Consider the following 20449-nt stretch of genomic DNA (forward strand, 5'->3'; position numbering starts at 1 on the left):
CCGCTTGCGCCCTAATCAAATCCGCGCCAGCAGCCCAAGCGCCGCCAGCGTGCCCGCCGCCGCCACGCCGTAGGTCAGCGCCTTGGCCAACGGCCCGCCATGGACGCCGACATCGTGCAGGCTGTGGTAGATGCGGTGCGCCGCATGCCACAGCAGCAGGCTGATCAATATCCACAAAACCGCCTTGCCGATCAGACTCTGCGCCAGCGCCAGCATGCCCTGGTAACTGGCGGCCTTGACCGGCAGCCAGCCCAGCGGCGCGGCAAAGCCGGTGAGTAAAACCAGCATCGGCCCGAACAGCGCCGCCAGCATGCCGCCGGCGCCGAACAGCCCCCAAAAGATGGGCGCATGGGAACGCTTCAATTGTCGCTTGTTCATTGCGAGATCCCCCAGACGATGCCCAGCAGCGCCAGGCTGGCCAGCAAGGTGGCGGCGAAGCCGCCGGCGGTGATCGCGGCGGCGGAAACGCGCCTGCCGCCTATGATCACCGGCGGCAAGGTGCGCGGCATGATCTTGAACCAGGTGTAGCCGTGGTATCCGATCATCAACAACAGGATCAGGTGAAACAGCAGCGCCGGCGGACTCTGCAGCGCCGCCATGAAACCATTCCACGCCGCCTCGCCCTGGCTCAGCCGCCACAGGCCGCACAGCAGCACGAAAGCGTAGGCGGCGACGAACAACGCCGTGCCCTCGTGGATCATGTACTCGATGAAATAAGGGTTCTTCTTCCACCAGCCGTCCATGGGCCGGACATAAGGCTTGCGCTTGCTCATTTGCATGCTCCCTTCGGCCTGGCGAATCGCAGGAAATAATCCTTGGCCACCGCCGTCTTGTTCAGGTTCACCGCATTGGCCGGGTCCACCGCCTTGGGGCAGACTTCCGAGCAGTAGCCGACAGCCGTGCAGTTGAACACGCCCTCCTGCGCCGCCAGCAGCTCCATCCGCAGCTCGGACGCGCCGTCGCGGCTGTCCTGGTTGTAGCGGTGCAAGAGCGCGATGGCGCCGGGGCCGAGGAAGTCAGAGTTGAGCCCATACTGCGGACAGGCGGCGTAGCACAGCAGGCAGTTGATGCAGCCGCTGAACTGGGCATACCAGTCCATCTGTGCCGGCGTCTGCTTGTACTCGCCCTCGGACAAGGGCTTGTCTTCCTTGGGCACGATATAGGGCGTGATGCTTTCCAGCTTGTCCATGAAATCGTCTAGCACCACCACCAGATCGCGCTCTATCGGAAAGTGGTTCAAGGGCTCGATGCGCACCTTGCCGGGGTGGTCGCGCAGGAAGGTCTTGCAGGCGAGCTTGGGCACGCCGTCCACCATCATGCCGCAACTGCCGCAGATGGCCTGGCGGCAGGACCAGCGGAAGGCCAAGGTGCCATCGAGATAATCGCGGATGTACTGCAGGCCCTGCAGCACCGACATGTCGTCGCTATACGGCACATCGAAGCCTTGCAGCCATGGTTCCTTGTCCTGCTCCGGCCGGTAACGCAGCACCTCGATCTTGATCGTCTGGTCCGTCATGCCCGCTCTCCTTTTTCCGCGGCTTCGCCCGCCGCGCCGTACGCCCGCACGCCAGGCTGGGAGGTGGTGATCCTCACCGCGCCGTAGGCTATTCGCGGCGCGGCGCCTGCCTGATGGATGGCGAGGCTGTGTTTGAGGAAGTTGGCATCGTCGCGTCGCTCATAGCCATCCAGTCGCTGGTGGGCGCCGCGCGATTCGCGGCGTTGCAGCGCCGAGTGCGCCATCGCCTCGGCCACGTCCAGCTGGTAACCCAGCTCGATGGCCAGCAGCCAGTCGCTATTCCACACGCTGGACTTGTCTTCCACCTTAACGTTGTTAAAGCGCTGCTTCAGCTCGGCCAGCTTGTCGCAAGTAGCGCGCATGCTGTCTTCCATCCGATAGATGCCGCAGCCGGCCTCCATCGTTTCCGCCATCTCGCGCCGTAAATCTGCGATGCGTTCCGTGCCGTCCTTGGCCCGCAACGCATGCAGGCGGGCCTCCGCTGCTTCAGCCTGTTTCAGCAGCCGCTCGCGTCTGGCGGGCTTGCTGTCGCGGGCGAAGCGCGCGGCCTCGATGCCGGCCACCTTGCCGAACACCGACAACTCGGCCAGCGAATTGGAGCCCAGCCGGTTGGCGCCGTGAATGCCGACGCTGGAACACTCTCCCGCCGCGTACAGGCCGGGCATGGGCGCGGCGCAATGGCCATCCACCAGGATGCCGCCCATGGTGTAGTGCACCGCCGGGCGCACCGGGATAGGTTCCTTGGCCGGATCGATGCCGAGGAATTCCTCGGCCAGCTCGCAGATTTGCGGCAAGCGCTCGCGCAGCTTGGCGTGGCCCAGATGGCGCAGGTCCAGATACACCGCCGAGCCCCATGGGCCTTCCACGGTGCGGCCCTTCTGCTGCTCGTACCAGAAGGCTTGGCTCAAGCGGTCGCGCGGGCCGAGTTCCATGAACTTGTTGCGTGGCTTGTCCTCGGCCGGCCCCAGGCCGTAGTCCTGCAAATAGCGGTAGCCGTCCTTGTTGATCAGCAAACCGCCCTCGCCGCGGCAGGCCTCGGTAAACAACAGGCCGGTGCGCGGCATGCAAGTGGGGTGGTACTGGACGAACTCCATGTCCCTGAGCGGCACGCCGTGGCGGTAGGCCAGCGCCATGCCGTCGCCGGTGACGATGCCGCCGTTGGTGTTCTCTCGGAATACCCGCCCCGCCCCGCCGGTGGCCATCACCACTGCGCCGGCTTCGATCAGCAGGCTTTCGCCGCTGGCGATCTCGATGGCCAGCACGCCGCGCGCCTGGCCGTCATCGACGATCAGGTCGGCGCAGAAGTATTCGTCGAAGCGCTGGATGTTCGGGAATTGGATCGATGTCTGGAATAAGGTGTGCAGCATGTGGAAGCCGGTCTTGTCGGCGGCGAACCAGGTCCGCTCAATCTTCATGCCGCCGAAGGCGCGCACGTTGACGCTGCCGTCGTCCTTGCGGCTCCACGGACAGCCCCAATGCTCCAGCTGCACCATTTCCTCCGGGCATTGGCGGACGAAATACTCCACCACGTCCTGCTCGCACAGCCAGTCGCCGCCTGCGACGGTGTCGTGGAAGTGGGCATCGAAGCTGTCGTGATCCTGCTTGACCGCCGCCGAGCCGCCTTCGGCCGCCACGGTGTGGCTGCGCATCGGATACACCTTGGACACCAGCGCGATCTTGAGCTTGGGATCCAACTGGGCGGCGGCGATGGCCGCCCGCAATCCGGCGCCGCCGGCGCCGACTATCACTACATCTGCTTGGTAAGTCTTCACGGACTCCCCCTCGTCAGAAATAAAAATGCGTCAATGCATAAGCCGCCACCGTCGATACCCCCACGCCAATCAACCCCGGCATCATGAAGCTGTGGTTGAGCAGGTAACGTCCGATGCGGGTGGTGCCGCTGCGGTCCATATTGATGGCCGCCAAATCGCTGGGATAAAAGGCGAAAAAGAAATAGGCGTAGCAGGACGGCATGATGGCCAGCAGTTGGTGCGGCGTCAGGCCCAGCGCCAAACCGAACGGCACCATGATGGTCAAGGTGGCGGCCTGGCTCTTGACGAAGGCGGACACCGCGAACATCGCCAGCGCGAAAGTCCACGGCGCGTAGGCCACCATCACCTTGATGTTGTCGACAAGAAAGGCTTCATTGGCTTTGACGAAGGTGTCGCTCATCCAGGCGATGCCGAAAATGGACACCACGGCGATCATGCCGGCGGTGAATACCTCGGAGCGGGCGATCGCGGCGGCCTTGGCCTTGGACAGAAACAGGATGAAAGCGCCGAAGGCCAGCATCACGAACTGCACCGCTGTCGTCATCGGCACCGTCTTGCCCTTGCCGTCCGCCGGCAGCCAGTGCGGGAACAAGGCCAGCAACACCACCAGCAGGATGCCGGAGAAGAACAGGATCACCGCCGGCTTGGCGTGGGCGGGCAAGGTCTTGTCCAAGGTGGTGACGGATTTTTCTATCGAGGCGCGGAAATCCGGGTCCTGCAGCCGCGCCTGGTATTCCGGGTCCTGATCCAGCTCGGCGCCGCGCTTCAGGCTCCAGAAGGCCGCGGCCAGCACGCCGATCAAACCGGCCGGAATCGTAACCATCACGATTTGCCACAGCGTCAGCGGCTGGCTGCTTTTTGCCGTCATCGCCAGCAAGGACGTCACGGCAGCCGCCGCCGGGCTGGCGGTGATGCCCATCTGCGAGGCGACGCTGGCCATGGCCATCGGCCGCTCCGGCCGGATCTTGGTTTTCAAGGACACATCGGCGATCACCGGCAGCAGCGAATACACCGCATGCCCGGTGCCGACGCACATCGTCAGCAGAAAGGTGGACAAGGGAGCGAGGAAGGTGATCTGCTGCGGATGCTTGCGCATGACTTTTTCCGCCTGCTGCACCAGGAAATCCAGCCCGCCCGCCACTTGCAGCGTGGCCGAGGCCGTCACCACCGCCAGGATGATCAGCATCACAGTGATCGGCGGCTCGGCCGGCGCCACCCGGAATACGAAGGCCAGCACGGCCACGCCTAGCCCGCCTATCATTCCCAACGCCACGCCGCCGCGCCGGATGCCGATCAGTATCGCCGTCAACAGCAGCGCGAATTCAACCCAGAAAGTCCACATATCCCACTCCCCGCGGCCGCCACGCCGGCTCCGTACGAGCCGGGCCGAAGACGCGGCCGCTTGCTATTGGGATTGTTTATAGGGCAAGCGCGGAGACGGCTGGTAGACCTTGATCAAGCAAGCGGAAGGCGCGTTGACAGGATATGAATCCAGCATCGCGAATCCGAAACAAGTTTGAGGCAGAACAAACAAAAAGCCGGCGCAAGGCCGGCTGACAGGATGCTGCGTCCGCTTGGAACGCGCGCTTAGAAACTGTTCAAAGTCTCGCGGGCAAGAGCGAGACAAGGCGAAAACGAGCGAAAAAGCGGAATGTACAAGTGGTACATGAGCATTTTGAGCTTGTTTTCAACGCCGTATCGCCGAAGCGCAGCAGACTTTGAACAGGTTCTTAGAGACGGTAGCTGCTGCCGGTCATCACCTTGGCCGACAGCTTCATCGCCGCCTTCAAGGGCGCGGGCAGTTCCGCCGCGCCGAGCTCATGCGCCATCTCGGCATGCTGCAGCTCGTCGTCGCGCATCTGGCTGACGATGGCGCGGCTCCTGGCGTCGCCCTCGGGCAGCGCGCTCAGATGGCTGTCCAGATGCGCGCCGACCTGGCGCTCGGTTTCCTGCAGAAAGCCCAGGTTCCACTTGTCGCCCAGCACGCCGGCCGCGACGCCCAGCGCCAGCGAGCCGGTGTACCACAGCGGGTTGAGCAAGCTGGGGCGGCCGCCCAGCTCGCGGATGCGGCGCTCGGTCCAGGCCAGGTGCTCCACCTCCTCCTGCGCCGCCTGCCTCAGGGCTTCGCGCGCGGACGGATCGCGCGCGGTCAGCGCCTGGCCTTGATACAAGGCCTGCGCGCACACTTCCCCGCAGTGGTTGACTCGCATCAGCCCCAGCGCGTGGCGCTTCTCGGCCGCGGAGAGATCGGCCTCGTCGACGCCCTGGTCCGGATGCGCGCGGGCGCTGTGCGCCGGCGCGCACAATGTGCGCAGGCCCTTGTCCAGTTCGGTGATCAGCTTGTCCAGCATCGGCGCGTTTTTCCTCGCGTGAATGGCGTCAAACGGCCGATTATACCTTGCGGGCACAGCGCAGGCAGCAGCTGATATAATCGGCCGGTTAAACCCGTTTAATTACTCAATACACGAAGGATTGCGCGCAATGAACCTCGCAAGCATCGGCCCGGGCAAAGACATGCCGGGCGACTTCAACGTCGTCATCGAAATCTCCGCCAACGCCGCTCCGATCAAGTACGAATTCGACAAGGAATGGAACACGCTGGTGGTTGACCGCTTCATGGGCACCTCCATGATGTACCCGGCCAACTACGGCTTCGTGCCGCAAACCCTGGCCGGCGACGGCGATCCGGTCGACGTGCTGGTGGTGACCCCGTTCCCGCTGCCGCCGGGCGTGGTGGTGCGCTGTCGCGCGCTGGGCCTGATCAAGATGGAAGACGACGGCGGCGTGGACGCCAAGCTGGTCGCCGTTCCGGTCGAAAAGCTGTGCCCGATGTACAAGTCCATCCAGAAGCTGGAAGATCTGCCGGAGCTGCTGCGCGCGCAGATGGTGCACTTCTTCGAGCACTACAAGGATCTGGAAAAAGGCAAATGGGTCAAGATCCAGGGCTGGGGCACGCTGGAAGACGCCAAGACCGAACTGGTCGAAGGCATCGAGCGCTTCGGCAAGTAAGCCGTTCCCCGCGAAACAAACCGGCCTCATGGCCGGTTTTTTTATCGCCAGGCGCATGCTGCATTGCACAACACTCATCTTCCACGGGATAATGGTTTGCCGTGGCCGGCGTTATCTGCCACGCTTCCCATGCAACCTCGCTTCATGGTGGTCCGTGGTATCCGAATGATGGTCGTTTCCTACCGCATCGGGGGACAAGCCCCCCACCTTCCCTGGTTCTTGCGCCGCCTCGCCGCGCAAGGACTGGCGGCTGCGCCGGAAGGCGACCAGCCCGGCCGGCTGCCCGCCGACTGGGCGGGCCTGGAATTCGCCGACTGCTGGCTGGATCTGGGCCGCGATGGCGACCAGGCGCTGGCGGAGCGCGCCGCCCGCTGCCGCGACGCCGGACTTTCCTTCGTGGAGCTGGCCGGCGGCTGGGCGCCGCCAGGCGCCGAATTCGGCTTCATCCTGCTGGTGGGCGACCCGCCGCCGCCCGGCGCGCCCGCCCGTCTGGCGCTCGACGCACTGGCGCCCCAGCCCGGCTGCTGGCTGCACAGCGGCCCCATCCACAGCGCGCGCTTCTGCCAACGCGCGTTCGATGCTCTGATGCATGCCGGACGCGCGGCTATGCCCGAACCCGACAGCCAGCCGCGCGCGCTGGAGTGGGAAGCGATACTGCAGAAACAGTGGATGCTTGCCGGCAAGCTGCGCCAATTGGCGGAAGCCTATCTGACCGAGCGCGTCGGCCTGCTCCCGCCCTACTCCGCCCCTCTACCCGAAACCGCAGTCCATTACGCCGCCAATCTGGCCAGGACCATCATGCTCGCGCTGCCGGATAGCCGCGACTGGGCCGCGCTGCAAAACGAACTGGCCGCCTATCTGCAAAGCCGGGACGACGCCCGGAAATGAAAAACCCGCCGCGGCATGCCGTCGGCGGGAGTGGCTTGACCAGAGCGTGGGATCAGGCGGCGCTAGTGGTGGTCTTCTTGCTGCGGGAAACGGCGGCGCTGGCGGCCTTCGCGGAGTTGGTGGCGGCTTCCACGCCGGCTTCGGCGATTTCGGCGCCCACTTTCTTCGCGGTCTTGGACACGCTTTCAAACGCGGCGGTGGAGGTGTTCAACAGCGTCTTCAACGCGGCTACGGCGACGTCGGAGCCGGCCGGCGCGTTCTTGGACAGGCGGTCCAGGCCGGATTGCAGCGCCTTGCTGTTCTCGGCGATCTGCTCTTCGACGAAGCTGCTCAGCTCGTTCTGGGTGGTCAGCGCGGCGTCGTAAACGTTGCGGGCGGCCGAGAAGGCCTGGTCCAGCGCCGGCTGCGCCAGGCTGGTCTGCAATTCGCCCAGCGTCTTGGCGTCCTTCACTTCGCTCAGCGCCTTGAAGGTCTCGGCATTGTCGTTCAGCAGCTTGCGGGACAGGTCCAGCTGCAGGCTGGCGAAACGCTCGGCGCCGGCCAGGACGATGGAAGACAAACGAACGGCCTTGTCGAACTGCGACTGGCCGAGGGCGGAGAGTTCCTGGGTAGTGGTAAACATGTGATCGGCTCCTAGTATGTCGGATAGACAACGACTCGGTACGGCAGCGACAACACCGCTGTTCCGCGAATGCTGCATTGCAACAATTCCACTTTAACGCCGGACAACTCGCCCAGTCAAGAATTTGACGCAACGCACAATGCACTAAATGGCTATTTCGCCACGGTTTTATCATGCGATTATTCCATAATCATGACAACGCCACACCTGTCCGCCGAGGCAAGATCCCACCGCGTAGTTTTCGCGCCGCAACAACCATGACCGCATCCCGGGCCAAGCGCCGGCCCGCCGATGTCTGACCTCCGCCACGACATGTCCCGCCAACGGATCGCCGCCATTGAAAGGCCGCGCCCAAGCCAGTACACTCGCGCCATAGAAGAAATCTATCTACCAAAATTAAAGCTAGCCCAATGAGCCCCGTGGCCAACGCCTTCGACATTAAATCCGCCAGCCTGGACTTGCTGGCGCTCTTGCTGCGCACCGACAACCTGGACGAACTGAGCCAGGCGCTGGACGCGCGTTTCGGCGACACCAGCGACGCCCCGGCCGAAGCCTTCGTGCTCGACGTGGAGGCGCTGCCCAATCCGGCCGAGCTGGACCTGGGCCGCCTGCTGCCGCTGCTCAGCCGCCGCGGCATCCGCGCGGTGGCGCTGCGCCATCCGGACAACGCGCTGGCCGCCGTCGCCAGCCGTTATGGCCTCGCCTTCGCCAACAGCGCCGCCCAGCCGCGCTCGGCGCAGGCCGCCGCGGAACCCGCGGCCAAACCGGCCGTCGAAACGGTTGCATCTCCTGCCGCCGCCCCGACCATGATCGTCGACCGCCCGGTACGCGCCGGCCAGCAGATCTACGCCAAAGGCGGAGATCTGGTGGTGCTGGCGATGGTCAGCGCCGGCGCCGAAGTCATCGCGGACGGCAACATCCACGTTTATGCGCCCTTGCGCGGTCGCGCGCTGGCAGGCGCGCGCGGCAACCACGCTGCCCGCATCTTCGCCCGCAGCATGGAGGCCGAACTGGTGTCCATCGCCGGCGTGTACCGCACCATCGAACAGGCCTTGCCGGACAGCATTCTGGGCAAGCCCACCCAAATCTATCTTGAGAACGAGCGCCTGGTGATGACCGCGCTCGGCGAGTAACACTTTCAAAGGAAAGCCCCGTGGCAAAAATCATCGTTGTGACATCCGGCAAGGGTGGCGTAGGCAAAACCACCACCAGCGCGAGCTTCGCCTCCGGCCTGGCACTGCGCGGCCACAAGACTGCCGTGATCGACTTCGACGTCGGCCTGCGCAACCTGGACCTGATCATGGGTTGCGAACGCCGCGTGGTGTACGACCTGATCAACGTGGTCAATGGCGAGTCCACCCTGAACCAGACCCTGATCAAGGACAAGCACTGCGACAACCTCTACATCCTCCCGGCCTCGCAAACCCGCGACAAGGACGCGCTGACGCTGGAGGGCGTGGAAAAGGTGCTGAAGGAGCTGGAAGAAGCCGGCTTCGACTACATCGTCTGCGACTCCCCCGCCGGCATCGAGAAGGGCGCGCTGATGTCGCTCTACTTCGCCGACGAAGCGCTGATCGTCACCAACCCGGAAGTGTCGTCGGTGCGCGACTCCGACCGCATCCTGGGCATCCTGTCGTCCAAGTCCAAACGCGCCGAGGAAGGCCGCGAGCCGGTCAAGGAGCACTTGCTGATCACCCGCTACTCCCCGGGCCGCGTCGACAAGGGCGAAATGCTGTCTGTAGATGACGTGAAGGAAATCCTGCGCGTGCCGCTGATCGGCGTCATTCCCGAATCGCAAAGCGTGCTGCAGGCCTCCAACTCCGGCACCCCCGCCATCCACCTGAAGGGCAGCGACGTCGCCGACGCCTATGGCGACGTGATCTCGCGCTTCCTCGGCGAAGAGCGCCCGATGCGCTTCCTGGAAGCACCCAAGGTGAGCATCCTCAAGCGCCTGTTCGGAGGTTAAGTATGTCATTGATCGATATGATTTTCGGCAAGCGCCAGAAATCCGCCGCCATTGCCCGCGAACGCCTGCAGATCATCCTCGCGCATGAGCGCAACGGCCGCCACGCGCCCGACTACCTGCCCGCGCTGCAGCGCGAGCTGATGGAAGTGATCTCCAAGTACGTGTCCGTCAACCTGGAAGACATCAAGGTGCAGGTCGAGCGCCAGGACGACTACGAAGTCCTGGAGGTCAACATCGTGCTGCCGGAACACCAACGCTAAGCCATGACGCTGACCGAACTGCGCTATATCGTGGCGGTGGCGCGCGAGCGCCACTTCGGCCGCGCGGCCCAGAGCTGCTTCGTCAGCCAGCCGACGCTGTCGATCGCCATCAAAAAGCTGGAAGACGAGCTGGGCATCACCCTGTTTGAACGCGGCGGCCAGGAGGTGGCGGTCACGGAGATAGGCGAACGCATCATCGAGCAATCCCAGCGCGTGCTGGAAGAGGCCGAGGCGGTCAAGCGCCTGGCTGGCGAGCACCAGAACGAGCTGGCCGGGCCGCTGAAGCTGGGCGTGATCTTCACGATCAGCCCCTATCTGCTGCCCAAGCTGATTCCGGCGCTGCGCATCCTGGCGCCCGACATGCCGCTGATCCTGGAGGAGAACTACACCTCCCGGCTGGCGGAAATGCTCAAGCGCGGCGAGGTCGACGCCATCATCGTCGCCGACCCTTTCGAGGAAACCGGCATCGAAGCCTGGCCGCTGTACGACGAGCCTTTCGTCGTCGCCACGCCCAAGGGCCATCCCTGGGAAAAGCAGCAGGTCATCGACCCCTGTCAGCTGGCCGAGGAAAGCGTGTTGCTGCTGACCCAGGGCAACTGCTTCCGCGACCAGGTGCTGCAAACCTGCAGCGAGCTGTCCAGCCGGCAGAACCACGGCAACAACCTGGCCAGCGCGCTGCAAGGCAGCTCGCTGAACACCATACGCCACATGGTGGCCAGCGGCATGGGCGTCACCGTGATGCCGGCCACCTCGGTCGGCGCCGGCGACGAGTCGCTGCTGTCCATCGTCCCCTTCGACGCGCCCGCCCCGCAACGCCGCGTGCTGCTGGTGACCCGCAAGCAGTTCTTCCGCAAGAAGGCGATAGAAACGCTGCGGCAGGCGGTGTTCCGCTCCGGCCTGCCCGACGTCGTCATGCTGGAAGGCGAGCCGAAGCTGGCATGAAGCCGCCATTGCCTTAGTCCGATGACCCGCCCGGTCCGCCGAGGCGGGTTTTTCATATCCTAAAGGAGAATCGCCGTGCCGAATCTGAAAACCGTCGAACTGAAAGCCTTCATCCCCAGCCGCGACTTCGCCCTGTCCCAGGCCTTTTACCAGGATGTCGGCTTTGAGCGGAAATTCGTCGGCGACGGCATCGCCTATTTCGCCCACGGCGATTGCAGCTTCCTGCTGCAGGACTACTACCATCCGGAATTCGCCGCCAACTGCATGATGCATCTGCTGGTAGAAGACGCCGCCACCTGGCATGCGGAGCTGCGGCGGCGCGGCATCGCCGAGCAATACCAAGTGGCAATCGGCGACCTGACGCAGCAGCCATGGCGCATGCTGGACTTCACGCTGGCCGATCCTTCCGGCGTGCTGTGGCGCATCGCGCAGAATCTGTGACATTCCGACGGCATGGATTGGTTTGTTTCGATCAGAAACAATGCTAAAGTCATGAGCTCAACGCCAACCCAAGCGAGAAGAGCGCCATGAACGCCAATCCCCTGCTGCAAGACTGGACCACCCCGCACCAGTTGCCCCCGTTCGAACAGATCTGCCCCGAACACTTCGAGCCGGCCTTCGACGCGCTGTTCGCCGAACACCTGTCCCAGATCGACGCGTTGGCCGCGCTGACCGAGCCGGCAAGCTTCGCCAACACCGCCGCCGCCTTCGACCGCAGCGGCCTGAAGCTGGAGCGCGCCCATCTGCTGCTGGACAACCAGACTTCGTCGGAAACCTCGCCCGAATTGCAGGAAGTGGAGCGCCGCATGGCGCCCAAGCTGGCCGACCACCACAGCCGCATCTACATGCACGAGGGCTTTTTCGCCCGGCTGGACCAAGTTCACGCCCAGCGCGACAGCCTGGGCCTCAGCGAGGAGCAAGGCCAGCTGCTGGACCTGATCCACCGCAATTTCGTCCGCGCCGGCGCCAAGCTGCAGGGGGATGATCGCCAGCGTTACGCCGAGATCGTGTCCCGCCTGGCCGAGCTGACCACCGCCTTCAGCCAGAACGTGCTGGCCGACGAAAGCGAGTACGCGCTGCAACTGGGCGAGGCGGATCTCGCCGGCCTGCCGCCCTTCCTGCTGGACGCCGCCCGCGCCGCGGCCGAAGCGCGCAAACTGCCAGGCTGGGCAATCACGCTGTCGCGCTCGTCCATCGTGCCCTTCCTCACCTTCTCCACCCGCCGCGAGCTGCGCGAAACCGCCTGGCGCGCCTGGACCGGCCGCGGCGAGCACGCCGAGCGCGACAACCGCCCGATGGCCAAGCAGATCCTGGCCTTGCGCGTCGAGCAGGCCAAGCTGCTGGGCTATGCCAACTTCGCCGACTACGCGATCGCCAACCGCATGGCCGGCACGCCGGCCGCGGTGCACGCGCTGATGGACCAGGTGTGGGAGCCGGCCAAGGCCCGCTTCGAATCGGAAAAAGCGATGCTGCGCGAAGAGGCCGCCAAGCTCGGCGAGCCGGCCGACATCCAGCCCTGGGACTGGTTCCACCTGGCGGAGAAGGTGCGCATCGCCCGCTACGCGTTGGACGACGCCGAGATCAAACCCTATTTCGGCCTGGACAATATGATCGCCGCGATGTTCGACGTCGCCGGCCGCCTGTTCGGCCTGGGCTTCAGCGAACGCCATGACCTCAAGCTCTACCACCCGGACGTGCGCGCCTGGGACGTCAGCCGCGGCGGCAAGGTGATCGGCCTGTTCCTCGGCGACAACTACGCCCGCCAGAGCAAGCGCGGCGGCGCCTGGATGAGCGTCTACCGCTACCAGGCCCGCAACGGCGGTGAGGCGCAGCCCATCGTCGTCAACAACAATAACTTCGCCAAAGCCGGCCACGGCCAGACGCTGCTGAGCTTCGACGACGTGCGCACGCTGTTCCACGAATTCGGCCATGGTCTGCACGGCATGCTGTCCGACGTCGAATACCGCTTGCTGGCCAGCCCCAACTGCCCGTGGGACTACGTCGAACTGCCGTCGCAGCTGATGGAAAACTGGGCGCTGGTGCCTGAGGTGCTGGAAAAGCACGCCCGCCACGCGGAAACCGGCGCGGCCATCCCGGCCGAACTGGTCGCCAAGATCAAGGCGGCCCGCCACTTCAACCAGGGCTTCGAGACGGTACGCTACGCGGCGTCCACGCTGATCGACCTGGCGCTGCATGAGCGGGACGACGCCGAAGGCATCGACATTGCCGCCTTCGAGGCCGCCGAGCGCGAGCGCCTCGGCATCCCGCCGGCGGCCGGCATGAACCACCGCCCGCCGCACTTCGGCCACATCTTCTCCGACGACGCCTACGCCGCCGGCTACTACGTCTACATGTGGGCGGAAGTGCTGGAGGCCGAAGCCTTCGCCGCGTTCGAAGAGGCCGGCGACCCGTTCGATCCGCAATTGGCGGACAAGCTCTACCGCCACATCTACAGCGCCGGCGACGCCCGCGAGCAGCGCGCGGCTTTCCGCGCCTTCCGCGGCCGCGATCCGCGCGCGGAAGCGATGCTGAAGAACCGCGGGCTGTTGTAAGCCCACAGGCCGCCGGCCCCGCCCGGCGGCCTCAGCCAAACCGCCTCGCCGCGCCGACGGCAAACCAGCGCCTGACCCCAAAACATCCCAGGCGCCGCGAGCGCGTCCAGCCGACAAAAACAACAGAGAAACCATCATGAGCAACCCGCTGCTGCAAGACTGGCGCACACCGCACCAACTGCCGCCGTTCGATCTCATCCGCGCCGAGCATTTCGCGCCGGCGCTGGAACTGCTGATGACGGAGCACCGCCAGGCGGTGGAGGATATCGCCAATCAGGCCGAGCCAGCCGATTTCGCCAACACGCTGGAAGCGCTGGAAACGGCTGCCGTGCCGCTGAATCGGGTTTCGCTGGTTTTCCATAACCTGTGCGTGTCTCACTCGTCGCCCGAGTTGAGAGCGGCCGAGCGCGAATTAGCGCCCAAACTGGCAGCTCATCACAGCGCCATCTATCTGAATGAGAAACTGTTCGCCCGCCTGGACGCCGTTGCCAAGCAGGCCGTGGACCTGGAGCTGGACGCTGAGGCTCGCCGCCTGCTGCAACGCCTGCATCTCGACTTCACGATGGCCGGCGCCTGCCTGCGAGACAAAGCTCGAAGCGAATTCGCTGATTGCGTCGCCGAGCTGGCTCGACTATCCACCGAATTCGGCCAAAACATCCTGACCGACGAAGCCGAGTACGCGCTGCAGCTGCGCGACGAAGCCGAGCTGGCCGGCCTGCCGGCGGCGCTGCGCGAAACGATGGCGGAAGCCGCGCGCCAGCGCGGCCTGGAAGGCTATGCCGCAACGCTGGCCCACTCTTCCGCCACCGCCTTCCTCACTCACTCCAGCCGCTCCGATCTTCGCGCCGCCATTTGGCGCGCCAAAGTCAGTCGCGGCTCGCAGCCTGCGCGGGATAACCGCCCAATTCTCCGCCGCATCCTGACGCTGCGACAGCGACAAGCCCGCCTGCTCGGCTACGCCAACTACGCCGATTACGCGCTGAGCGACCGCATGGCCGGCTCGGCGCAAGCGGTGTACCGGCTGCTGGAGCCGACCTGGGAAGCCGCGCTCGGCCAGTTCGCGCGGGAAAAGGCGCTGCTGCAGGAAACCGCCAGACGCGAAGGCCTGCCTGAAGACATCGCGCCTTGGGACTGGCGCTATCTGGCGGAGAAGGTCCGGCTGCAGCGCTACGCGCTGGACGATGCGGAAGTGAAGCCATATTTCACCCTGGAAAACATGCTGGCCGCCATGTTCGATGTAGCGGGCCGCTTGTTTGGCCTCAGCTTCGAAGAACGACATGACCTGCCTCGCTACCACGCCGATGTCCGCAGTTGGGAAGTGCGCCGCCACGGCCAGTTGATCGGCATTTTCCTCAGCGACAATTTCGCCCGCCCCGGCAAGAAAGGCGGCGCCTGGAACAGCATTTACCGCGCCCAGGGCCTGCATGGCGGCACATCGCTGCCCATCGTCGTCAACAACACCAATTTCGCCAAGGGCGAGCCGACGCTGCTGAGCTTCGACGACGTGCGCACGCTGTTCCATGAATTCGGCCATGGCCTGCACTGCCTATTGTCCAACGTGCGCTACCAACGCCTGGCCGGCACGAGGGTGCCGCGCGACTACGTGGAGTTGCCGTCGCAGCTGATGGAGAACTGGGCGCTGGTGCCGGAGATATTGGACAGACACGCCCGCCACGTGGAAACCGGCGCGGCCATCCCGCCGGCGCTGGTGGCCAAAATATTGGCCGCGCAAAACTTCCAGCAGGGCTACGCCACCGTTCGCTACACGATATCGGCCTTGCTGGACCTGGCGCTGCACCAGGAAGCGGACGGCGTCGACGATCCCTCCGCCTTCGAAGCCGAGCTATGCCAGCATTACGGCCTGCCGGCTGAGGCCGAACTCGCCCATTCGCTGCCCCACTTCAATCACCTGTTCAACGGCGGCTACGCGGCCGGCTACTACGTCTACTTATGGGCGGAAGTGCTGGAAGCCGAAGCCTTCGCCCGCTTCGAGGAAAGCGGCGACCTGTTCGACGCCGGGCTCGCCGACGCGCTGCGCCGCCACATCTACAGCGCCGGCAACGCCCGCGACCCGCGGCAGGCCTTCCAGGCTTTCTGCGGACGGGAACCATCGGCGCAGGCCATGTTGAAAAAAAGAGGACTGGCAAGCTAGAGCGCGCTGGCGGACTGGCGCCTGGCACGTCGCGCCAGTCCAGCGTCCCGCATTGAAGCAGCCTCACCGGAGGGCGCGACGCCAGGATTAGCGCTAACAAACCCGGCCCCGCAGCCGAGCCGCAACACTCATCCCCCTCCCCACGGCGTGGAAATGAAAATGTCATTGATCTATTCGGTCGCTGCCGGGATACTGACGCATCCGTGACAAACCTCTTCCAATGGAGACGCGCATGCGCCGCTTCGCCGCTGCCTGCTTTGCCTTCTCGGCGTTATCCTGCAGCCAGGCCCAGGCCTTCGACCTGGGCTCGGTGCTCAATTCGGTCAACCAGGCCGTCGACACGGTCAAGAGCGTAGGCGGCGCCATTGGCTCCAACCAGACCGGCGACCAATCCACCACGCCCAGGCTGCGGCTGAGCCAGCCGTCGCCGGTCGCATCGCCGCTGCCGGCCAAGCTGGATGAATACCATCACAGCTACAAGGAATTGGACGAGCAGACCGTATTCCTGAGCCGCCCCAATCTGAACAACGACGGCTCGATCCGCGTGGTGAAATCCGAATTGCTGCGCGGCCAGGTCTACAAGGATCTGTACGAACACCCGGAAACCCAGAGCACGATGCAGGTGTGGGCCGCCTACCAGAGCCAGCTGCGCCAGAACGGCTACACGCTGGATTTCGTCTGCGACAAGCCTTGCGCCAACGACCCGAATCTCTGGCAAACCGCCCAGAATTCATCCTTCATCGTCTATCACAAGACCGACCGCTATCTGGTGGCGCACAAGGACGACACCTGGGTATCGGTCGCGGTCGGGGAAATCAGCTCCCACCCGCTTTCCAGCGTCAACGTGGTGATTCGCCAGCGCTGAAGCCATTCATTCATGCCGGCCGCCGCCGGCGCCCATCAATCTGAACAGGACACGACATGAGCCAGTCTGTTGCAAATAAGGAGGCGGAAACCGGTCTGGACACCCGGGCAGCGATCGAGATTTTCTACTACGCGTACAAGGCATTGACCGCCAAACCGGACGAAATGCTGGCCCGGCGCGGCCTGGCCCGCGTCCACCACCGCATCCTGTTCTTCGTGGCGCGCTATCCCAAGCTGTCGGTCAAGGATCTGCTGTCCTTCCTCGGCGTCACCAAGCAGGCGATCAACATCCCGCTGCGCCAACTGATGGAAATGGAGCTGGTTCTCAGCCAGCCGGCTCCGCACGACAAGCGCGTCAAGCAACTGACGCTGAGCGAGGAAGGCCTCAGGCTGGAGGAAGCCCTTCACCGCGAGCAGCAGCGGGTGCTGCAGAATGCCTTCGACGATTGTGGCGACAAGGCCACCCGCGACTGGTTCATGATCAACGGCAAGCTGTCCGAGCACATGCAGCCCTGATCCCGCCCGCCGCCCAAACAGAAACGGCCCGGAATATTCCGGGCCGCTGTTTTTCCATCCGCGTTCCGCCTCAGTCCAGGCGGACGTAGCAGACCTCCAGCACTTCGATATCCTCGTCGCCGTCCGGACCGCGGAACAGCACGCTGTCGCCCTCGCGCGACTTCAGCAGCGCCCGCGCGATCGGCGAGATCCAGCTGATGCGGCCGCGCGCCAGGTCGATCTCATCGACGCCGACGATGGACAGGCGCTGCTCGTTGCCGTCGCCGCGCTGGATCAGCACGGTGGCGGAGAAGAACACCTGATCGGTGGCTTCGCGCGCTTCCGGGTCCACCACTTCGGCGATCTCCAGCCGCTTGGTCAGGAAGCGTATGCGGCGGTCTATCTCGCGCAGCCGGCGCTTGCCGTACAAGTAATCGCCGTTTTCCGAGCGGTCGCCGTTGCTCGCCGCCCAGTTCACCACCTGCACCATCTCCGGACGCTCGCGGTTGACCAAGTGGTACAGCTCGTCCTTCAGCCGCTGCCAGCCGGCCGGAGTGATGTAGTTCTTGGTCGAGGCCGGCAGGCGGCGCTCGGCCGGCAGGTCGTCGTCCTGCTGCTCGTCTTCTTTGGTAAACGCCTTGCTCATGTCGTTCATCCTGATACGGGTTGCGCCATTATGCCCCAGCCTGTCCCGCCGCCTCCAGCAGGGCCAGGCAATGCGGACGCAGCGACTTGGGCCGCAGCCTGACCCGCTCCAAAGCCTCGGCGTCCAGCCAGACCAGTTCGTAGAGATTATCCGGCGACAGTTTGGCCAGCTCCGGGCCGCCCAGCCTCAGCATACCGCGATGCTCGCGGGCGACGAACACGTGCTCGGTCCGGCTCTCGCTCTCCAGCACGCACAGCGGGCCGACCTCCAGCCAGACGTTCAAGCCGGTTTCCTCGCGCGTCTCGCGCACGCAGGCGATCGCCGCCGTCTCGCTCCGCTTGATATTGCCGCCGGGCAGCGAGTAATAGTCCTTGCCCGGCTTGACCCTGTGCATCAACAGCACCCTGCCGTCCTCGATGATGACGATGGACGCGCGCTGTTTTCGCTCCGGCGCCGGCAAGGGCAGGCCGGCTTGGCATTGACCGAATTCTTCCAACAGACCTCCCGAAAAACAAAACGGGCAACCGCCTCTCGGCGGTCGCCCATATCTTCGACGCGGATTCCGCTCTCGCGGAAACCCGGCTTACTCGCTGCGCACGGCCTTGGGCTTGCGAGGCGAACCGCGGCGCTGGCCGCCGGTCTTCTTGCCGCCGGTGACAGTCAGGTTGGACCACTTCATCACCGCGGCGACCTCGGCGGCGTTCAGCTCATAGAACTGGCCGCGCTTCAGGCGAGGAGGCAAACCGATATTGCCGAAACGGACGCGCATCAGCCGGCTGACGGTCAGGCCGAAATGCTCGAACATGCGGCGCACTTCGCGGTTGCGGCCTTCCTTGATCACCACGTTGAACCACTGGTTGGCGGACTCTTCCTGGCCGCCGGTCTGGAAAATGCGGTCGAAACGGGCTTCGCCGTCTTCCAGCTCCACGCCCTTGGTCATTTCCTTCATGATTTCCGGAGTCAGGTCGCCCAGCACGCGCACCGAGTACTCGCGCTCCACTTCGAAGCTGGGGTGCATCATGCGGTTGGCCAGCTCGCCGCTGGTGGTGATCAGCAGCAGGCCGGCGGTGTTGACGTCCAGGCGGCCGATGGCCACCCAGCGGCTGGACTTGGCTTGCGGCAGGCGGTCGAACACGGTGACGCGGCCTTCCGGATCGTCGCGGGTGACGATCTCGCCCTCTTCCTTGTGGTACATGATCACGCGCGGCAGGCGGTCCGGCCACTTCAGCTTGATCTGGTCGCCCTTGACCAGCACCTTGTCCTGCGGACCCACCTTGTCGCCCAGGCTGGCCTTCTTGCCGTTTACGGTGACCAGGCCGGCCTCGATCCACTCTTCCATCTCGCGGCGGGAGCCGACGCCGGACGAGGACAGGGCCTTCTGCAAGCGCACCGGCTCGATCTCGTTCAGATCGACGCGCACTTCCTTCAGCTTCTGCGCCTTGTTCTTGATGTCCTGGCTGGGGCTGCGCAGACGCAGTTTCTTGGCCTTCTGCACCTGCAGCTTGGGCTTGGCGTCGCCGCGCGGCTTGGCTTCCGTGGCCGGAGCCTGGCCGGACTGGGCCTGGCCAGCCGCGGGCTTGCGGCCCCTCGCGGCATTGCCATTGGCGGCCGGGCGCGCGGCGTTCTTGTTGCCGAAACGCTGCTCGTGGTCCAGCGCCACATTGCCGTTGACGTCGCCATTGCTATCGCGTTGATACTGCGGCTTGCGGTTGCCTGCGGCCAGCGCCTGCTGCTCCTGCTCGCGGCGGCTCAGCTTGAACAGCGGCGCGCCGTTCTGCGTCGGCGCGATGGGGTTGCCGTAAGCGTCGCGCGCCTGGCGCTGTTGACCGCCTCGGCGGCCCTGCTGGCCTTGTTGCGCTTGCTGCTGCGGGAAGCGCGGCTGGGCGCCGGCGGCGGTGTTCTTGCCCTGGCCCTGGCGCGACTGGCTCTGGCTGCGGCCGGCATTCTGGCGCGGCTGCGAGGTTTCATGACCTTTGGCACGCGCGACCGGTTGGCGCGCGTGGTTACGTTGTCCTTTTGTAGACATGTGCTTGCTCTTTCCATGCGAGCAACTGGCGGAAGCGTTATTCCGCGACTGGCTCTAAATTGTCCGCCTCATCGTCGAGGGGGAGATCGTCTGCGCCCGCATCGGGGCCGTCGTCCTGCGTTTGGCTGTCCGGCACCACCAGGCTGCCCAACTCCGCCAGTGGCGGCAGGTCGTTCAGCGAGACGAAGCTCAGATCATCCAGAAATTTGCGTGTGGTGGCGTACAGGCCGGGGCGGCCCGGTACGTCCTTATGGCCGATGACTTCGATCCAGCCCCGCTCCAGCAGGGTCTGCATCACATTGGTGGACACCGATACTCCACGTATCGCTTCGATGTCGCCGCGGGTCACAGGTTGTTTGTAGGCGATGATCGCCAGGGTTTCCATCACCGCCCGCGAGTAGCGAGGCGGCTTTTCCGGGTTGAGCCGGTTCAAATACGGCGTGAATTCGGCCCGGGCGCGGAAGCGCCAGCCGGAAGCCAGCTTGACCAGCTCTATGCCCCTGCCGCGCCAGTCGCCCTGGATATCTTCCAGGATGTCGTTGATCAACGCGGCCTTGACGTCCTCGGTGAACAGCCGTTTCAACTGGGAAACCGACAAGGGTTCCTGCGCTGTCAGCAAAGCCGTCTCCAGCACAATCTTCAAATACTTTAAATCGGTAATGGTGGACATTAAACCGGGGTGCCGGGGAGTTCTGGGGTTTAAGCGCGGGAAGCCGAGGATTCTACACGACTTCCGCCG

At 64.7% G+C, this 20449-nt stretch carries 22 protein-coding genes; 11 read left to right on the top strand and 11 right to left on the bottom strand.

Features of this window, described 5'->3' with window-relative positions:
- Positions 1 to 15: 15 nt before the first annotated feature.
- From frdD to coq7, 6 genes are all read right to left on the bottom strand, one after another.
- Positions 16 to 378 carry a fumarate reductase subunit FrdD gene (frdD, locus tag VA599_RS05485; protein ID WP_346787889.1) on the bottom strand — a complete coding sequence of 121 codons (363 nt, stop codon included), beginning with the start codon at positions 376 to 378 and terminating at the stop codon, positions 16 to 18.
- Positions 375 to 773 (bottom strand): fumarate reductase subunit C, encoded by a 399-nt coding sequence (locus tag VA599_RS05490; protein ID WP_021476402.1) that lies wholly within the window; start codon positions 771 to 773, stop codon positions 375 to 377. The genes frdD and VA599_RS05490 overlap by 4 nt, the downstream gene beginning before the upstream one ends.
- The gene (locus VA599_RS05495; protein ID WP_021476403.1) at positions 770 to 1516 is read right to left on the bottom strand and encodes a succinate dehydrogenase/fumarate reductase iron-sulfur subunit; all 747 of its coding nucleotides are present in this window, start codon (positions 1514 to 1516) and stop codon (positions 770 to 772) included. Before VA599_RS05495 ends, VA599_RS05490 begins: the two co-directional genes overlap by 4 nt.
- Positions 1513 to 3288, bottom strand: a complete 1776-nt coding sequence (gene frdA / locus VA599_RS05500; RefSeq protein ID WP_104947787.1) for a fumarate reductase (quinol) flavoprotein subunit — start codon at positions 3286 to 3288, stop codon at positions 1513 to 1515. The genes VA599_RS05495 and frdA overlap by 4 nt, the downstream gene beginning before the upstream one ends.
- Before the next feature lie 13 nt (positions 3289 to 3301).
- Complete coding sequence (locus VA599_RS05505; protein ID WP_021478637.1) at positions 3302 to 4630, bottom strand: anaerobic C4-dicarboxylate transporter; 1329 nt, start codon at positions 4628 to 4630, stop codon at positions 3302 to 3304.
- Between the two features lie 388 nt (positions 4631 to 5018).
- Entirely contained in the window at positions 5019 to 5639 is a 621-nt protein-coding gene (coq7, locus tag VA599_RS05510; protein ID WP_021478636.1) for a 2-polyprenyl-3-methyl-6-methoxy-1,4-benzoquinone monooxygenase, read from the bottom strand.
- Positions 5640 to 5769: 130 nt separating this feature from the next.
- Here coq7 and ppa point away from each other — a divergent pair, with 130 nt between their 5' ends.
- On the top strand, positions 5770 to 6297 hold the full coding sequence (ppa, locus tag VA599_RS05515; RefSeq protein ID WP_021478635.1) for an inorganic diphosphatase: 528 nt from the start codon (positions 5770 to 5772) through the stop codon (positions 6295 to 6297).
- A gap of 165 nt (positions 6298 to 6462) precedes the next feature.
- Entirely contained in the window at positions 6463 to 7185 is a 723-nt protein-coding gene (locus VA599_RS05520; RefSeq protein WP_021478634.1) for a hypothetical protein, read from the top strand.
- Between the two features lie 52 nt (positions 7186 to 7237).
- Here VA599_RS05520 and VA599_RS05525 read toward each other — a convergent pair whose 3' ends face one another.
- Positions 7238 to 7807 (bottom strand): phasin family protein, encoded by a 570-nt coding sequence (locus VA599_RS05525; protein WP_021478633.1) that lies wholly within the window; start codon positions 7805 to 7807, stop codon positions 7238 to 7240.
- 410 nt (positions 7808 to 8217) lie between these two features.
- Here VA599_RS05525 and minC point away from each other — a divergent pair, with 410 nt between their 5' ends.
- From minC to VA599_RS05570, 9 genes are all read left to right on the top strand, one after another.
- Positions 8218 to 8940, top strand: coding sequence for a septum site-determining protein MinC (minC, locus tag VA599_RS05530; protein ID WP_346787890.1), 723 nt, complete (start codon positions 8218 to 8220; stop codon positions 8938 to 8940).
- A 20-nt stretch (positions 8941 to 8960) separates the two neighbouring features.
- Entirely contained in the window at positions 8961 to 9773 is an 813-nt protein-coding gene (minD, locus tag VA599_RS05535; protein WP_104947792.1) for a septum site-determining protein MinD, read from the top strand.
- 2 nt (positions 9774 to 9775) lie between these two features.
- Entirely contained in the window at positions 9776 to 10033 is a 258-nt protein-coding gene (minE, locus tag VA599_RS05540; protein ID WP_011136924.1) for a cell division topological specificity factor MinE, read from the top strand.
- 3 nt (positions 10034 to 10036) lie between these two features.
- Positions 10037 to 10975: a LysR substrate-binding domain-containing protein gene (locus VA599_RS05545; protein WP_021478630.1), complete on the top strand. Its 939-nt coding sequence runs from the start codon at positions 10037 to 10039 to the stop codon at positions 10973 to 10975.
- A 75-nt stretch (positions 10976 to 11050) separates the two neighbouring features.
- Positions 11051 to 11416, top strand: a complete 366-nt coding sequence (locus VA599_RS05550; RefSeq protein ID WP_346787891.1) for a VOC family protein — start codon at positions 11051 to 11053, stop codon at positions 11414 to 11416.
- Positions 11417 to 11502: 86 nt separating this feature from the next.
- Entirely contained in the window at positions 11503 to 13527 is a 2025-nt protein-coding gene (locus VA599_RS05555) for a M3 family metallopeptidase (protein WP_346787892.1), read from the top strand.
- Positions 13528 to 13663: 136 nt separating this feature from the next.
- Complete coding sequence (locus VA599_RS05560; protein WP_346787893.1) at positions 13664 to 15679, top strand: M3 family metallopeptidase; 2016 nt, start codon at positions 13664 to 13666, stop codon at positions 15677 to 15679.
- A gap of 232 nt (positions 15680 to 15911) precedes the next feature.
- On the top strand, positions 15912 to 16544 hold the full coding sequence (locus VA599_RS05565) for a hypothetical protein (protein WP_021478626.1): 633 nt from the start codon (positions 15912 to 15914) through the stop codon (positions 16542 to 16544).
- A gap of 56 nt (positions 16545 to 16600) precedes the next feature.
- The gene (locus tag VA599_RS05570; protein ID WP_021478625.1) at positions 16601 to 17059 is read left to right on the top strand and encodes a MarR family winged helix-turn-helix transcriptional regulator; all 459 of its coding nucleotides are present in this window, start codon (positions 16601 to 16603) and stop codon (positions 17057 to 17059) included.
- 70 nt (positions 17060 to 17129) lie between these two features.
- On the opposite strand, the gene greB is transcribed toward VA599_RS05570, so the two are convergent.
- From greB to scpB, 4 genes are all read right to left on the bottom strand, one after another.
- On the bottom strand, positions 17130 to 17684 hold the full coding sequence (gene greB / locus VA599_RS05575) for a transcription elongation factor GreB (RefSeq protein WP_021478624.1): 555 nt from the start codon (positions 17682 to 17684) through the stop codon (positions 17130 to 17132).
- A 28-nt stretch (positions 17685 to 17712) separates the two neighbouring features.
- On the bottom strand, positions 17713 to 18180 hold the full coding sequence (locus VA599_RS05580) for an NUDIX domain-containing protein (RefSeq protein WP_021478623.1): 468 nt from the start codon (positions 18178 to 18180) through the stop codon (positions 17713 to 17715).
- Positions 18181 to 18267: 87 nt separating this feature from the next.
- Positions 18268 to 19344: a pseudouridine synthase gene (locus VA599_RS05585; protein ID WP_346787992.1), complete on the bottom strand. Its 1077-nt coding sequence runs from the start codon at positions 19342 to 19344 to the stop codon at positions 18268 to 18270.
- 403 nt (positions 19345 to 19747) lie between these two features.
- Positions 19748 to 20380: an SMC-Scp complex subunit ScpB gene (gene scpB / locus VA599_RS05590; protein WP_021478621.1), complete on the bottom strand. Its 633-nt coding sequence runs from the start codon at positions 20378 to 20380 to the stop codon at positions 19748 to 19750.
- Positions 20381 to 20449 lie beyond the last annotated feature (69 nt).

This window comes from Chromobacterium indicum, assembly GCF_039708975.1.
Classification (GTDB): domain Bacteria; phylum Pseudomonadota; class Gammaproteobacteria; order Burkholderiales; family Chromobacteriaceae; genus Chromobacterium; species Chromobacterium piscinae.

Bases quoted from the DNA above. Each gene is read 5' to 3' on its own strand.
- VA599_RS05505 (WP_021478637.1), bottom strand. From the start codon at position 4,630: ATGTGGACTTTCTGGGTTGAATTCGCGCTGCTGTTGACGGCGATACTG.
- VA599_RS05565 (WP_021478626.1), top strand. From the start codon at position 15,912: ATGCGCCGCTTCGCCGCTGCCTGCTTTGCCTTCTCGGCGTTATCCTGC.
- VA599_RS05560 (WP_346787893.1), top strand. From the start codon at position 13,664: ATGAGCAACCCGCTGCTGCAAGACTGGCGCACACCGCACCAACTGCCG.
- VA599_RS05555 (WP_346787892.1), top strand. From the start codon at position 11,503: ATGAACGCCAATCCCCTGCTGCAAGACTGGACCACCCCGCACCAGTTG.
- minC (WP_346787890.1), top strand. From the start codon at position 8,218: ATGAGCCCCGTGGCCAACGCCTTCGACATTAAATCCGCCAGCCTGGAC.
- minE (WP_011136924.1), top strand. From the start codon at position 9,776: ATGTCATTGATCGATATGATTTTCGGCAAGCGCCAGAAATCCGCCGCC.
- ppa (WP_021478635.1), top strand. From the start codon at position 5,770: ATGAACCTCGCAAGCATCGGCCCGGGCAAAGACATGCCGGGCGACTTC.
- VA599_RS05525 (WP_021478633.1), bottom strand. From the start codon at position 7,807: ATGTTTACCACTACCCAGGAACTCTCCGCCCTCGGCCAGTCGCAGTTC.
- VA599_RS05545 (WP_021478630.1), top strand. From the start codon at position 10,037: ATGACGCTGACCGAACTGCGCTATATCGTGGCGGTGGCGCGCGAGCGC.
- VA599_RS05570 (WP_021478625.1), top strand. From the start codon at position 16,601: ATGAGCCAGTCTGTTGCAAATAAGGAGGCGGAAACCGGTCTGGACACC.
- frdD (WP_346787889.1), bottom strand. From the start codon at position 378: ATGAACAAGCGACAATTGAAGCGTTCCCATGCGCCCATCTTTTGGGGG.
- VA599_RS05490 (WP_021476402.1), bottom strand. From the start codon at position 773: ATGAGCAAGCGCAAGCCTTATGTCCGGCCCATGGACGGCTGGTGGAAG.
- scpB (WP_021478621.1), bottom strand. From the start codon at position 20,380: ATGTCCACCATTACCGATTTAAAGTATTTGAAGATTGTGCTGGAGACG.
- coq7 (WP_021478636.1), bottom strand. From the start codon at position 5,639: ATGCTGGACAAGCTGATCACCGAACTGGACAAGGGCCTGCGCACATTG.
- VA599_RS05495 (WP_021476403.1), bottom strand. From the start codon at position 1,516: ATGACGGACCAGACGATCAAGATCGAGGTGCTGCGTTACCGGCCGGAG.
- VA599_RS05520 (WP_021478634.1), top strand. From the start codon at position 6,463: ATGATGGTCGTTTCCTACCGCATCGGGGGACAAGCCCCCCACCTTCCC.
- greB (WP_021478624.1), bottom strand. From the start codon at position 17,684: ATGAGCAAGGCGTTTACCAAAGAAGACGAGCAGCAGGACGACGACCTG.